We start from the raw sequence: 14,319 nt of genomic DNA, 5'->3' as shown, positions 1-14,319 counted from the left end.
CTTAAAGCAGAGCCTGAACTAGTTGGATCATTGATCACATCAACACAGCGACCAAAGCAATCCGTTTGCTCTTATCTCTCAATTTGAGAGGGTTACACAGGCTAAACCTTTGTAACCAGGGCACTTAACAAAAACAAAAAGCCCGCAAATCATAATAAAAATAGAGCATGCAACTAATTCTGGGGGAGCTTCGGCTCCCCTTGTGCTTACTGCGATTCAGCAAAACCCGCCAACACGCTCTACCTCAGCCCTCTTGCAGCTTTTTTAGCTTGCCGCTTGTAGCTTCGCTCGCAAGAGCGGCTCAGCTTCCTACACCATCCCCTGACTAAATGCTAGAATCCCCGCCCATCATGCGGTCATTCTTCGGTTTGGCCGAACATTCCTTCAAACAGTGCATCCCATGCTGAAGAAGCTGTTCCAGTCACTCCGTCCCCCCAAGCGTCGTACGCAACAACTGCGTAGCACCCCTGAAGTGCTTAACAGCAGCCAACACTCGCTGCAACGCGCCCAATTCAGTCGTTACGCCGTCAATATTGTCGAGCGCCTGCAAAACGCTGGTTACCAGGCTTATCTGGTCGGCGGTTGCGTACGCGACATGCTGCTCAACATCACGCCTAAAGACTTCGACGTTGCCACCAGCGCCACGCCTGAACAGGTGCGTGCAGAGTTCCGCAATGCCCGAATCATTGGCCGACGGTTCAAGTTGGTTCATATCCACTTTGGTCGCGAAATCATCGAAGTCGCAACCTTCCGTGCCAATCACCCGCAAAACGACGAAGAGGAAGACAGCAACCAATCCTCGCGTAACGAAAGCGGGCGCATTTTGCGCGACAACGTGTATGGCACCCTTGAAGAAGACGCCCAGCGTCGTGACTTCACGATTAATGCCCTGTATTACGACCCAGTTAGCGAGCGGATTCTCGATTACGCCAACGGCGTACATGACATTCGTAACCGACTGATTCGCCTTATCGGTGATCCGCAACAGCGCTACCAAGAAGATCCGGTGCGCATGCTGCGTGCTGTGCGTTTCGCTGCCAAGCTCGACTTTGGCATCGAAAAACATACGGCAACCCCCATCCGCGCCTTGGCGCCGATGCTGCGTGAGATTCCGTCTGCGCGGCTCTTCGAAGAAGTTCTGAAGCTGTTCCTTTCTGGCAACGCGGCTGACACCTTTGAGATGCTGGTTGATCTTGAATTGTTTGATCAACTGTTCCCGGCCAGCGCCCAAGCGCTGGAGCACAATCCAACCTACACCCACACCCTGATCAGTGAAGCGTTGCGCAACACAGATTTGCGGATCAAACAGGGCAAACCCGTTACCCCGGCCTTCCTGTTCGCCGCCTTGTTGTGGCCAGCCCTGCCAATCCGTGTCCTGCATTTGCAAGATCGCGGCATGCCAGCCATCCCTGCTATGCAGGAAGCCGCACATGACCTGATCGCCGAGCAGTGCACGCGGATTGCAATTCCTAAGCGTTTCACAATGCCTATCCGCGAGATTTGGGACATGCAAGAACGTCTACCGCGTCGTAGCGGTAAACGGGCAGATGCGCTGCTCGATAATCCGCGCTTTCGCGCGGGCTATGATTTCTTGCTGTTGCGTGAGAGTGCAGGTGAACAGACCCACGGTTTGGGCGAGTGGTGGACCGATTATCAGGATGCCAACGACAGTGGCCGCCGCGAGATGATCCGCGAGCTAAGCACTGCTAAGGAAGATGGCACTGGCCCTGCCCCGCGTAAACGCCGCCGCACCAGCAGTAGCAAGCGCAAACGCAGTGCGGGCGCGGAAGAGTAAGTGATGGAACGTATTTACATCGGCATGGGCAGCAATTTGGCTGCCCCCGCAGACCAATTGCGCAGCGCTGTCCAGGCGCTTGCTCAATTGCCGAACTCTCGTTTGGTCGGGGTTTCGGCGTTCTATCAAAGCGACTCGTTGTTGCCCGGTCAACCGCGTTATACCAACGCCGTGGCGGCTATCGACAGCGCACTTGCACCTCTGGCCCTGCTCGATGCGTTGCAAGCCATTGAGCAGGATCAAGGCCGCGAACGCCACGAACGTTGGGGGCCGCGCACACTGGATCTAGACATCTTGCTTTTCGGCGACCAACTGATCGACGAGCCTCGCCTGAAAGTCCCGCACTACCATATGCACGCGCGCCCTTTCGTTCTGTATCCGTTGGCCGAGCTGGCACCTGCCTCGTTGAAATTCGCCGATGGTCGCCGCCTTGAGCAACTACTGGCAGACTGCCCGTTTGTCGGCCTAGAACGTCTTGTGCCATCCGCTGAAACGAATCAATAACGGCGGTAACACCCCAGCGGTAACACCTCTAATTGACTTCCAGTGTCCTCGTCACGACTATAGGCATCCCGCTGCCGTCCGTTTGGCGGCGCAATGTGAAAAGCAGGCGTTAAAAGCACCGTCCATAACAGGTGTGCCTACTTAAACGATGAATCACGTGCGTGACACGCAGTGGTTATCACACTGCCTGACGAGGATCCTTTTTCATGCCGGCTATCACCCTGACCACCCTGCAAAGCCTTAAGCAAAAAGGTGAAAAAATCACCATGCTGACGTGCTATGACGCCACCTTTTCCCACGTCTGTAATCAAGCTGGTGTGGAAGTGTTACTGGTTGGCGATTCTTTGGGCATGGTCCTGCAAGGGCATGACAGCACACTGCCAGTCACTACCGCAGACATGGCGTACCACGTGGCCTGCGTCAAACGTGGCAACCAAGACGCCTTAATTCTCGCGGACCTCCCATTCATGGCCAACGCGACGATTGAACAAACATTGAACAACAGCGCTCAGCTTATGCAAGCAGGTGCGCACATGATCAAAGTTGAAGGCGCAGTCTGGCTCGCGGAGTCGATTCGTTTGCTGACCGAGCGCGGCATTCCAGTCTGCGCCCACATGGGCCTGACCCCGCAAACAGTCAACGTGTTGGGTGGCTACAAAGTCCAAGGCCGCAACGAAAACCAGGCCCGCCAAATGCGCGCCGACGCGATTGCTCTGGAACAAGCTGGCGCTGCCATGTTGCTACTTGAATGCGTTCCTAGCGAGCTAGCCAAGGAAATCACCAGCGCGGTCAAAATCCCAGTGATCGGCATTGGCGCGGGCAGCGACACTGATGGCCAAGTGTTGGTATTGCACGACATGCTCGGCCTGTCCCTGACCGGGCGCGTACCCAAGTTCGTGAAGAACTTCATGACCGGCCAACCCGACATTCAATCGGCACTCAGCGCTTACGTAGCTGAAGTCAAAGCCGTCAGCTTTCCTGGCATCGAACACGGATTCTCTGCATGAACACAGTCAAAACCGTTCGCGAATTGCGCGCTGCCGTAGCTCGCGCCCGCAGCGAAGGTAAACAAATCGGCTTGGTCCCTACTATGGGCAACCTGCACAGTGGCCACGCGGCATTGGTGACCACCGCCGCTCAGCAAGCAGATTTTGTGGTGGCGAGTATTTTCGTCAACCCGTTACAGTTCGGCGCCAACGAAGATCTGGATACTTACCCTCGTACCCTCGCGGCAGACCAAGAAACACTCTTGCAAGCAGGCTGCAATCTGCTGTTTGCCCCGGCAGTTGAAGAAATGTACCCCCACGGTATGACGGGACTGACCCGCGTGACCGCTGCGCAATTAAGCAATGAGCTATGCGGCAGCCGTCGCCCGGGGCATTTTGACGGTGTCACAACCGTGGTCAGCAAGCTCTTCAATATGGTTCAACCTGACCTGGCTATCTTTGGGCAAAAAGACTACCAACAACTGGCCGTTATCCGCGCCATGGTCAGTGACCTGAACATACCGGTGCAAATTATTGGCGAACCTACGGTGCGTGCCGACGATGGTTTGGCCTTATCCTCACGCAATGGTTATTTGACTGACGAACAACGCCAAGTAGCCCCCGCGTTGTATCGCCACCTGGGCCAAATCGCTAAGGCTATTAAAGACGGTGAGCGCGATTACCCAGAGCTGGCTCGCCAGCATTTGGCGAGTATAAAAGCTGAAGGCTTTCGCCCCGACTACCTAGAAATCCGTCATGCGCAGACCTTGTTGCCAGCGACCGCTGAGGATCGTGACATTGTGATTCTGGTGGCGGCATTCATGGGTTCAACCCGGCTGATCGACAATCTACACATGGGCCTCGACAGTTAATTTTTAGAAGTAGACTGCACGGAACAGCAGATCTGCTGCCTAACCGTTCTCACAGCACTGAACACTGTGTAGTACGCGAGTAACATGCTCGTGACAAAAGTTACACAGTTACGTCAGACAAAGCCGAGACAGAAGTAGGCTCGAGGGTTAATGTAATCGCCCTGCTTCTGAATGAAGCGCAGATTAGACCGGCCGAAATCTTCAGCCTAGAGCGAAGGTTTCGGTGTTTTCCGTGTCCAAAAGGCAGTTTAAGCAAAAGGATATTCGCAGCGATGGCGTACTACCGCACCCCTCATGACGTTACCGCTCTGCCCGCTTGGCAAGCGTTAAAACTCCACCGCGCCGACATGCAACATTTCAGCATGCGTGATGCGTTCAACAGCAACCCTAAACGCTTTGAGGATTTCTCTCTCAGCAGCTGCGGGTTGTTTCTGGACTATTCGAAAAACCTGATCACCGACCAAACCCGTAGCCTGCTGGTCAATCTGGCCAACGAAGCTGACCTTAAGAATGCGATTAAAGCGCTGTTCGAGGGCGACATCGTCAACGCCTCCGAAGGCCGTCCTGCTCTGCACACTGCTTTACGCCGTCCAGTGGCAGACAAACTGTCGGTGAGCGGCGTAAATATCATGCCGCAAGTACACAAAGTCCTGAATCAAATGACCGAACTGGTCGGTCGTATTCACGACGGTCTGTGGCGCGGTTACACCGAAAAGCCCATTACCGACGTGGTAAACATAGGCATCGGTGGCTCATTCCTCGGCCCGGAGCTGGTGTCCGAAGCGCTGCTGTCCTACGCCCAAAAAGGCGTGCGCTGCCACTACTTGGCGAACATCGACGGCAGTGAATTCCACGAGTTGACCGCAAAGCTTAGAGCAGAAACCACGCTGTTCATCGTTTCATCGAAATCCTTTAACACCCTCGAAACCCTGAAAAACGCGCAAGCTGCGCGGGCTTGGTACTTGGCTCAGGGCGGCTCTGAAGCGGAACTGCATCGCCACTTTATTGCGGTATCGAGTAACAATGCAGCGGCAGTAGCGTTCGGGATTCGTGAAGAAAACATCTTCCCGATGTGGGACTGGGTCGGCGGTCGTTACTCGCTGTGGTCGGCGATTGGCTTGCCGATTGCCCTGGCGATCGGGATGTCCAACTTCAAAGAGCTGCTGTCCGGCGCCTACACCATGGACCAGCACTTCCAAAACGCACCGTTCGAACAGAACATGCCGGTGTTGATGGCCGCGCTAGGCGTTTGGTATGGCAATTTCTGGGGCTCGCAAAGCCACGCGATCCTGCCGTACGACCATTACCTGCGCAACATCACTAAGCACTTGCAACAGTTGGACATGGAATCCAATGGCAAGAGCGTTCGTCAGGACGGCACGCCCGTCTCGACCGATACAGGCCCGGTCATTTGGGGCGGCGTAGGTTGCAACGGTCAGCACGCCTATCACCAGTTGCTGCATCAAGGCACGCTGCTGATTCCGGCTGATTTCATTGTGCCGATTGTCAGCTTCAACCCGGTGTCTGATCACCATCAATGGTTGTACGCCAACTGCTTATCGCAGAGCCAGGCATTGATGCTGGGTAAAACCCGCGAAGAAGCCGAAGCAGAATTACGCGATAAAGGCTTGAGCGAAGAAGAGGTGCAAAAGCTTGCGCCTCATAAAGTGATCCCGGGCAACCGTCCGAGCAACACCTTGGTGGTTGAACGCATCAGCCCGCGCCGCTTAGGCGCACTGGTCGCGCTGTACGAGCATAAAGTCTTCGTACAAAGCGTGATCTGGGGCATTAACGCGTTCGACCAATGGGGCGTAGAGTTGGGCAAAGAGCTTGGCAAGGGCGTTTACAATCGTCTGACCGGCAATCTCGAAGAGCCTGCCGAAGACGCATCGACTCAAGGTCTGATCAACTACTTCCGCGGCCGTCATCGCGGTTGATTGATAGCCAGCCAGTCCCCCGACTGGCTGGCTCAACCGAGGCCCAATGGAATTTATCCGTCGCCCCATCGAACGCCAGATCATGAGCCTGACCGGGCTTTCGCTCGGGCGGCTTGACCTTGAAAACCCCAAAGGCGACCCCGGATTGTTTGGCCCGGACTCCATTAGTTGGCGCGTACACGGTGACTTCACCAGCATGCTGATTGGCGGTATTAGCGCACTAATGCTGCAAGCTTTACACCCGCTGGCATTGGCCGGGGTGTGGGATCACTCCAATTTCCGCCAAGACATGCTGGGCCGTTTGCGCCGTACCGGGCAGTTTATTTCCGGTACTACGTTTGGCTCCACCGCAGACGCGAACTGGCTGATCGACAAAGTACGCACCATTCATTTGCAGGTCATCGGTACGTCGCTTGATGGCAGACCTTATGCCGCCAGTGACCCTGAATTACTCACGTGGGTGCATGTCGCGGAAGTCAGCAACTTTCTTGCCGCCCATCTTCGCTATCGTAATCCGCACTTGAGCGCTGAAGATCAAGACCGGTACTACGATGAAATTGCTTTGGTCGCTGAACGCTTGGGCGCCATACACGTGCCGCGTTCGCGCCAGCAAGTCGCCGATTATCTCGAGCGTATTCGCCCACAATTGCTGTGCGATGAGCGTAGCCACGAAGTCATTCGTCTGTTATTGAATGCGCCCGCACCCAGCGTATTGGCCAAACCGTTTGGGGCGCTGATGATGCAGGCCGGGATTGATTTGCTGCCAGATTGGGCCAGTGATCAATTAGCGCTTGAACAACGCCCTGTTACCCGACAGCTAGTGCGCTCGTGTGTGAACAGCACCGCGCCAATTCTGCGCTGGGCCGTGCGCAACGGTTCTGTGCAACGCGCCCGGCGGCGGATGGGTCTTGAATGACTAGCCTCAGGCAGCGGTGACAGCCCCTATTCTGTTAGAATGCCGCGCCTTATCAGTCCCCCAAGGCGCATCGTATGTCCTCCTTGAATCAGGCGCTGCGCGCCGCCCTCGATAACCGTCACGATTTATTGGCCGAGCTTCAGGCTCAGGGGACTGACTGCTATCGCTTGTTCCATGGCAGCCAAGAAGGTGCTAGCGGTTTGACCATCGACCGCTACGGCCCGCAACTGTTGGTTCAAAGCTTCCATCAGCGTCTTGATCGCGATGATCTACTGCAACTGCATGACACGGTTAACCAGCATTTGGGGCTCGAGTTATTGCTCGTCTACAACGATCGCTCCCAAGGTAACTCTCGTATTGATCGCGAAGACACGGTGTACCGTGCTGAAGACGCCGCGCTGGCGGACATGGTTGGTCACGAATGGGGGCTGAAATATCGCGTGCGTGGGCGGCATGCCGGTCAAGATCCGCTGCTGTTTCTCGACTTACGCAACGCGCGCGGCTGGGTCAAACAGCACAGTACAGGCAAACGTGTTCTTAACCTCTTTGCTTACACCTGTGGAGTGGGCCTGAGCGCGGCAGCTGGCGGCGCCAGTGAAGTGTGCAACGTGGACTTTGCCGAGGGCAATCTGGCAGTTGGCCGTGAAAATGGTCAATTGAATCCAGAATTGAAAAAAATGAAGTTTATTCAGTCCGACTACTTCGCCGCGATCCGCCAGTTAGCTGGGCTACCGATCATTCAACGGCGTCACAAACTACCCGCCTATCCGCGCCTCGACCAGCGTGAGTACGACCTAGTGCTGCTTGACCCCCCAGCATGGGCAAAGAGCGCTTTCGGTACGGTCGATCTGCTGCGCGACTATCAAAGCCTGCTCAAGCCTGCGGTACTCACCACGGCACAGGATGGGGTGCTGATCTGCTGTAACAACTTGGCAAAAGTCAGCATGCAAGACTGGCGCGAGCAAGTATTGCGCTGCGCTGAGAAGGCAGGTCGTCCAGTGCGCGACTGGCAGGTGTTAACGCCGGCGTCAGACTTCCCGTCTTTGGATAATTAGCCACCGCTGAAAACGTTGATTTTGCAGTTCTAAAAACCGCTGAGAAAGGGAAAAGCCCTACACAAAATAAGGCGTACGTATCGGAACCGGAAACGCGTGCCATACTCAAAGGCACTCCTGAATGTAAAGACGACGCCTCATATGCTCAAAGGATTGCTTCGCGCCATTGGCGCAGTGTTAACGGCTATCGCGATTTATTGCGTACTGGGCTTCTTTATTTTACCCGGCGTCGGCTTACGCATTATTAATCAGCAGTTAGCCAGCTACGCCACCGTACCGGCCAAACTCGATCGTCTGGAGTTCAATCCTTTCAGTCTGGAACTGACTCTGTGGGGCTTTAGGGTCGGGGAGCCTGTCAATGAGCAAGTCGGTTTTGAGCGTCTCTATACCAATGTACAGGTTGATAGTTTGTGGACCAAAGCCCTGCACTTGACCGACGTGCAATTGGACAAGCCCAAGACCGAACTCTTATTCAGCAAAGATGGCGCTTTCAATCTGGCCCAATTGTTCAAATGGCCCGCCAGCGAGCCCACACCAGATAACACCGACAGCCAACCCTTCCCCTTACGCATTGATAACATCAAGCTCACCGACGGCTATCTGCACTTCGTTGACAAGCGACCTAGCGAACCTATCGAGTTTGTCTATGACTCGATGAATCTCGAGCTTAAAAACCTCAGCACCTTGCCCGACGACAATGCAGACATGACGTTAGTGGCAGATGGCCCGGCAGGCGGACGTATCGACTGGAGCGGCACGCTGAGCCTGGTGCCGATTGCCTCCAAAGGTAAGCTCACCGTCACCGATAGCAACATGAAAGCGTGGTGGCCCTATGTGCGCGATGCGCTGCCACTTGCGCTTGAAAGCGGCGTATTGAACTTCAGCACTGACTACACGCTGAACTTGGCTAAAGACACTGAACTGGTCTTGAACAACCTTTCTGCCAATATCGCCCAATTTAAGGTCAATGCCCCTAATGGTAGGGCGCTGGCTCGACTGGAGCGCCTGAACGTCAGCGATACCACGGTAGATTTAGCGAAGCAACACGTGGTTGTCGGCAAAATTCAGAGCAACAAGCTGGAAACCTGGGCTACCCGCGAAAAAGACGGACAGCTCGACTGGCAAAAGCTATTCGCCAGCCAACCCGTAAAAATAGTTAAAAAGACCGATGAGGTGGTAAAAGTTGAACCGCCAAAGCCTGCTCCGGTAGCGCCCAGCAAACCTTGGCAGGTGCTGCTCAAAGACGTAGACCTACGCGACTATCTGGTGCACTTGGCCGATAAAGAACCCAAGACACCGGTCGCGCTGGACGTCGGCCCTCTCAACCTAAAACTGAAAAACTTTGACAGCCTCAATCAGTCACCCTTCACCGTCGCACTCGACACCGGTGTCGGTAAGCAAGGCAAGCTGACGGCCAGCGGCGACGTCAACCTGAGCCCGGTGAGCGCAAACCTAAAAGTCACCACTAAAGACATCGACCTGCGGGTCGCTCAAGCGTACATCGACCCGTTAATTCGCTTAGAACTGCGTAGTGGCATGCTCAGCAGTGACCTGGGGGTCAACCTTAAAGGCATCGAACCACTGGCCTTTACCGTGGAAGGCCGTGCTCAGGTAGATCAACTGCACACACTGGACACGCTTAAAAACCGCGACTTCCTGAAATGGCAGCGCTTGGAGCTTGAAAGCCTGAAGTATCAGCACGATGACAGCTTGTCGATTGCCAAGGTCAACCTGATGCAGCCTTACGTGCGTTTTATGATCAACGATGACCGCACGACCAACATTGATGATCTGTTAATCCCTCAGGCGCCCACTAAAGGCGGCCAAGGTAATGTCAAACCGACATCTGCTGCCAGTAAACCCTTGGCCATCCGCGTAGGCGGTATCAAGATCAATGATGGCTCGGCCAACTTTGCAGATTTTACCCTGACACCTTTTTTCGCCACAGCCGTACAGCAACTTAACGGTGAGATAGGCACCATTGACAGCCGCCAGGCCAAACCCGCTAGCGTGAATGTTGCGGGTAAGGTTGACCGCTATGCGCCAGTGACCATCAAGGGCAACGTCAATCCTTTTGATCCCATGGCCAGCCTGGATATTGCCACCAGCTTTAAACGTGTCGAACTCACCACGCTAACGCCTTATTCAGGCAAGTTTGCGGGCTATCGAATTCGCAAAGGTCGATTGAGTCTCGATCTTCACTACCTAATTACAAAGGGCCAACTCAAAGCTGAGAACAAGGTGCTAATCGAGCAGTTGCAGTTGGGTGAAAAAGTCGACAGCCCTGACGCCGTTAACCTACCTCTGAAATTGGCTGTTGCGTTGCTAAAAGATACTGACGGCAAGATCTCTATCGAACTGCCCGTCACAGGCGATCTGAATAATCCGCAGTTCAGTGTGATGCCAATTGTTTGGCAAACCCTGCGCAATCTGGTGCTACGTGCCGCACAAGCACCGTTCAAGTTCATTGGCGGCCTGATTACGGGTGGCGGCTCCGAGGACCTAGGTACTGTGTCATTCGCGCCTGGGTCCAGCGAACTGAGCCCGGATGCACTTAAAGCATTGACCACACTGGCCGAGGCATTGAAGCAACGCCCCAGCTTACGCCTTGAGATTGAAGGTACAGCAGCACGTAGCAGTGACGGTCCTCTGATCGCCCAAGATCGTCTAGAGCGCGAGTACCAGTACAACTACTACAAGATCCTTCAACGCCGAGGTGAAAAGGTGCCTGCTCAAGCATCGTTGTTGAAGGTTCCAGATGATGAAAAGGGGCCTTTACTAGAAGGCATCTATCGGGCACGACTCAAACAACAGCCACCCGCTGAATGGGCTAATTTGGACAGCGATGAGCGTGCGAAGAAAATGAGTACAGCGCTGATCGACTTCTGGCGCCAAAGCGAAGTACTGTTACGCCAGTTGGGCCAAGAGCGTGCGAGCAGTATCAAAGACTACCTTGTAGACAAAGGTGGCCTGGCTGATGAACGCGTGTACTTTATCGACGCAAGTCTGGGCGAAGCCGAAAGCGATGGCAGGGTGATCTCACCGCTGCATTTGGACAGCGAATAACGGTAATACCCCGTAGGAGCTGCCGCAGGCTGCGATCATTTGATCTTAGAAGCGTTTACCGGCAGCTCAAAAAGATCGCAGCCTTCGTGCCTCGGCAGCTCCTACAGCTGATCTTTATGATGCGGTTGTCACAATCGACGCTGCTTCTGCTTTGGTAGGAGCTGCCGTAGGCCGCGATCACTTGATCGTTTAAAACAAAGACCGCAGCCTTCTTACCTCGACAGGTCCTACCGTTGGGCAGTACAGAACTGAGCAGTTCAGCTTCCATAATAGAACAGCCCCCGGCGCAGAACGCCGAGGGCTGTAATGGCCACATCCGTGTGGCCGTCGCATGAACCTATTTTGAAAGCCAGCAGGCGTGACACTTAAATCACCTGCTCCTGCTTTCCCCCCGGCTCTACGAATTAGGGCAAGTTAGTCAGCTTTCAGGCCATCGGCCGAAACAGCTTGCACGCCTTTGATCTTTTTAGTGATATCTACGGCAATTTTCTTTTGCGCGTCAGTCACAGCAACTGTCGAGGACAGAGAAACCACGCCTTTGTTGGTTTCAACTTTAATGTCCGAACCTGGAATGCCTTTTTCGGTCAGCAGGTCAGATTTAACTTTGGTAGTGATCCAAGTATCAGAAGTGGCTTCCTTGGCTTTGGTGACTTCACCAGCAGCTACAACCATCGGTGCTTGAGTCGATGCCTGAGCAGCGAATGCAGCATTGGCCAGAGTCATGGTCAGAGCGGTGGCAGTTGCGGCAGCAATAGCGAACTTCTTCATACGAGTAACTCCTGTCTTCTTAAAAATCTGCGCTGTCTTACAGCTGCAGGGTTACCTGTAATGTTGCAGAGCTTGTGCCAACTTCTTTAAATCAGAAAACCCTTATAAATCAACAAGTTGAAGAAATCACGCTTTTCAACTCTCGTGCAGAATGCATGACCTTACAAAAATCAGCATGCAAGTTGCAGCTTTTGAATCATGGCCTTTTGCACTGTTTTAACTGTAGGTATAAAAAAAGGATCCCGAAGGATCCTTTTTTAAAGCAGGGGTCGATAGCGATTAAGCTTGCGACGCCTTAGCAGCGGCTACGTCTTTGATGGACAGTTTGATACGGCCGCGGTTGTCCACGTCCAGCACCAGTACTTCCACTTCCTGACCTTCTTTCAAAATGTCAGTCACTTTCTCAACACGAGCGTCGCTCAGCATTGAGATGTGAACCAGGCCGTCTTTGCCTGGCAAGATGTTAACGAATGCGCCGAAGTCGACGATGCGCTCAACCTTACCTACATAGATTTTGCCGATTTCAGCTTCAGCGGTGATGCTCAGAACGCGCTGACGTGCTGCTTCTGCTGCTTCTTTGGACTCGCCGAAAATCTTGATCGAACCGTCGTCTTCGATATCGATCGAAGCTTTGGTTTCTTCACAGATTGCACGGATAGTCGCGCCGCCCTTACCGATAACATCACGGATTTTGTCGGTGTCGATTTTCATCGCGATCATCGTCGGCGCGTTAGCCGACAGTTCGTTACGCGACTGGCCAATGATCTGGTTCATCTGGCCCAAGATATTCAGGCGAGCTTCTAGGGCTTGGCCCAGAGCGATCTCCATGATTTCTTCAGTGATGCCTTTGATCTTGATGTCCATCTGCAGCGCGGTAACACCTTTAGCGGTACCGGCTACTTTGAAGTCCATGTCGCCCAAGTGGTCTTCGTCACCCAGGATGTCAGTTAGAACGGCAAACTTCTCGCCTTCCTTAACCAGACCCATGGCGATACCAGCAACCGGGGCCTTCATCGGTACGCCCGCGTCCATCAGTGCCAAGGATGCACCGCAAACCGATGCCATCGAGCTGGAACCGTTGGATTCGGTGATTTCCGATACAACACGGATGGTGTAAGGAAAAACATCAGCCGCAGGCAGCATGGCTTGAACCGAGCGACGCGCCAGACGGCCGTGACCGATTTCGCGACGACCTGCGCCACCCATACGACCACACTCACCTACCGAGAACGGAGGGAAGTTGTAGTGCAGCATGAACGGGTCTTTTTTCTCACCTTCTAGGGTGTCTAACAGTTGCGCATCACGGGCGGTACCCAGAGTTGCAACCACCAGTGCCTGAGTTTCGCCACGGGTGAACAGTGCCGAACCGTGAGTTTTTGGCAGAACGCCTACTTCGATGTTCAAAGGACGAACAGTTTTGGTGTCACGACCGTCGATACGTGGCTTGCCGTTAACGATGTTTTCGCGAACGGTGCGGTATTCGATTTCACCAAATGCAGCTTTAACGTCGCTAGAAGAAGGCTGACCTTCTTCACCGGACAGCTTGGCAACCACTTGATCTTTCAGCTCGCCCAAACGCGCGTACCGCTCGGCCTTGATGGTGATGGTGTAAGCCTGGGAGATCGCCTCACCGAACTCGGCACGGATAGCGCCCAGCAGTGCAGTGGCTTCTGGGGCAGCAGACCATTCCCAAGTCGGTTTGGCAGCTTCGGCAGCCAGTTCTTTCACCGCCTGGATAACCACTTGGAACTCGTCGTGAGCAAACAGTACCGCGCCCAGCATCTGGTCTTCGGTCAGCTCTTTAGCTTCCGACTCAACCATCAGTACGGCTTCCGACGTACCGGCAACAACCATGTCTAGGCTTGAAGCGGCCAGTTGCTCGTAAGTCGGGTTCAACAGGTAGCCAGTGCTTTCGTGGTAAGCAACGCGTGCAGCGCCGATTGGGCCATCAAAAGGAATACCGGAGATTGCCAGTGCAGCCGACGTACCGATCATCGCAGCTACGTCCGGATCGGTTTTTTTGCTAGTGGACAGAACAGTGCAGACAACCTGCACTTCGTTCATGAAACCTTCCGGGAACAGTGGACGAATCGGACGGTCAATCAGACGCGAAGTCAGGGTTTCTTTTTCGGAAGGGCGACCTTCACGCTTGAAGAAACCGCCAGGAATTTTACCGGCAGCGTAGGTTTTTTCTTGATAGTGAACGGACAGAGGGAAGAAGCCCTTGCCTGGATCCGCTTGCTTGGCTCCGACTACAGTCACCAACACGCTGACGTCGTCGTCAACGGTGACCAATACTGCGCCGGAGGCCTGACGGGCGATACGGCCAGTCTCGAGAGTAACGGTCGACTGACCGAACTGAAATTTTTTGATAACCGGGTTCACGGTGTCCTACCTTCTATGTGGCTCTTGGGGAACAG

At 54.2% G+C, this 14,319-nt stretch carries 10 protein-coding genes; 8 read left to right on the top strand and 2 right to left on the bottom strand.

Features of this window, described 5'->3' with window-relative positions; genetic code table 11:
* Positions 1-400 precede the first annotated feature (400 nt).
* From AQS70_RS03255 to AQS70_RS03220, 8 genes are all read left to right on the top strand, one after another.
* Positions 401-1,795, top strand: a complete 1,395-nt coding sequence (locus AQS70_RS03255) for a polynucleotide adenylyltransferase PcnB (protein ID WP_055101494.1) — start codon at positions 401-403, stop codon at positions 1,793-1,795.
* Positions 1,796-1,798: 3 nt separating this feature from the next.
* Entirely contained in the window at positions 1,799-2,299 is a 501-nt protein-coding gene (gene folK, locus AQS70_RS03250) for a 2-amino-4-hydroxy-6-hydroxymethyldihydropteridine diphosphokinase (protein ID WP_055101493.1), read from the top strand.
* Between the two features lie 206 nt (positions 2,300-2,505).
* On the top strand, positions 2,506-3,306 hold the full coding sequence (gene panB, locus AQS70_RS03245; RefSeq protein ID WP_055101492.1) for a 3-methyl-2-oxobutanoate hydroxymethyltransferase: 801 nt from the start codon (positions 2,506-2,508) through the stop codon (positions 3,304-3,306).
* Positions 3,303-4,157: a pantoate--beta-alanine ligase gene (panC, locus tag AQS70_RS03240; protein ID WP_055101491.1), complete on the top strand. Its 855-nt coding sequence runs from the start codon at positions 3,303-3,305 to the stop codon at positions 4,155-4,157. Before panB ends, panC begins: the two co-directional genes overlap by 4 nt.
* 272 nt (positions 4,158-4,429) lie before the next feature.
* Positions 4,430-6,094 (top strand): glucose-6-phosphate isomerase, encoded by a 1,665-nt coding sequence (gene pgi / locus AQS70_RS03235; RefSeq protein WP_055101490.1) that lies wholly within the window; start codon positions 4,430-4,432, stop codon positions 6,092-6,094.
* Between the two features lie 46 nt (positions 6,095-6,140).
* Positions 6,141-7,010, top strand: coding sequence for an oxygenase MpaB family protein (locus AQS70_RS03230; RefSeq protein ID WP_055101489.1), 870 nt, complete (start codon positions 6,141-6,143; stop codon positions 7,008-7,010).
* A 74-nt stretch (positions 7,011-7,084) separates the two neighbouring features.
* Positions 7,085-8,065 (top strand): class I SAM-dependent rRNA methyltransferase, encoded by a 981-nt coding sequence (locus AQS70_RS03225; protein ID WP_055101488.1) that lies wholly within the window; start codon positions 7,085-7,087, stop codon positions 8,063-8,065.
* Positions 8,066-8,206: 141 nt separating this feature from the next.
* A complete protein-coding gene (locus AQS70_RS03220; RefSeq protein ID WP_055101487.1) occupies positions 8,207-11,131 on the top strand; it encodes a DUF748 domain-containing protein in 2,925 nt (974 codons plus the stop codon).
* A gap of 414 nt (positions 11,132-11,545) precedes the next feature.
* Here AQS70_RS03220 and AQS70_RS03215 read toward each other — a convergent pair whose 3' ends face one another.
* Both AQS70_RS03215 and pnp read right to left on the bottom strand, forming a co-directional pair.
* On the bottom strand, positions 11,546-11,899 hold the full coding sequence (locus AQS70_RS03215) for a BON domain-containing protein (protein WP_055101486.1): 354 nt from the start codon (positions 11,897-11,899) through the stop codon (positions 11,546-11,548).
* A gap of 279 nt (positions 11,900-12,178) precedes the next feature.
* A complete protein-coding gene (pnp, locus tag AQS70_RS03210) occupies positions 12,179-14,284 on the bottom strand; it encodes a polyribonucleotide nucleotidyltransferase (protein ID WP_055101485.1) in 2,106 nt (701 codons plus the stop codon).
* Positions 14,285-14,319: the final 35 nt, after the last annotated feature.

Origin of the sequence: Pseudomonas endophytica, from assembly GCF_001411475.1 — a bacterium.
GTDB lineage: Bacteria > Pseudomonadota > Gammaproteobacteria > Pseudomonadales > Pseudomonadaceae > Aquipseudomonas > Aquipseudomonas endophytica.
This window is presented reverse-complemented; position numbering and strand designations above follow the sequence as displayed.

Bases quoted from the DNA above. Each gene is read 5' to 3' on its own strand.
- AQS70_RS03255 (WP_055101494.1), top strand. From the start codon at position 401: ATGCTGAAGAAGCTGTTCCAGTCACTCCGTCCCCCCAAGCGTCGTACG.
- folK (WP_055101493.1), top strand. From the start codon at position 1,799: ATGGAACGTATTTACATCGGCATGGGCAGCAATTTGGCTGCCCCCGCA.
- panB (WP_055101492.1), top strand. From the start codon at position 2,506: ATGCCGGCTATCACCCTGACCACCCTGCAAAGCCTTAAGCAAAAAGGT.
- panC (WP_055101491.1), top strand. From the start codon at position 3,303: ATGAACACAGTCAAAACCGTTCGCGAATTGCGCGCTGCCGTAGCTCGC.
- pgi (WP_055101490.1), top strand. From the start codon at position 4,430: ATGGCGTACTACCGCACCCCTCATGACGTTACCGCTCTGCCCGCTTGG.
- AQS70_RS03230 (WP_055101489.1), top strand. From the start codon at position 6,141: ATGGAATTTATCCGTCGCCCCATCGAACGCCAGATCATGAGCCTGACC.
- AQS70_RS03225 (WP_055101488.1), top strand. From the start codon at position 7,085: ATGTCCTCCTTGAATCAGGCGCTGCGCGCCGCCCTCGATAACCGTCAC.
- AQS70_RS03220 (WP_055101487.1), top strand. From the start codon at position 8,207: ATGCTCAAAGGATTGCTTCGCGCCATTGGCGCAGTGTTAACGGCTATC.
- AQS70_RS03215 (WP_055101486.1), bottom strand. From the start codon at position 11,899: ATGAAGAAGTTCGCTATTGCTGCCGCAACTGCCACCGCTCTGACCATG.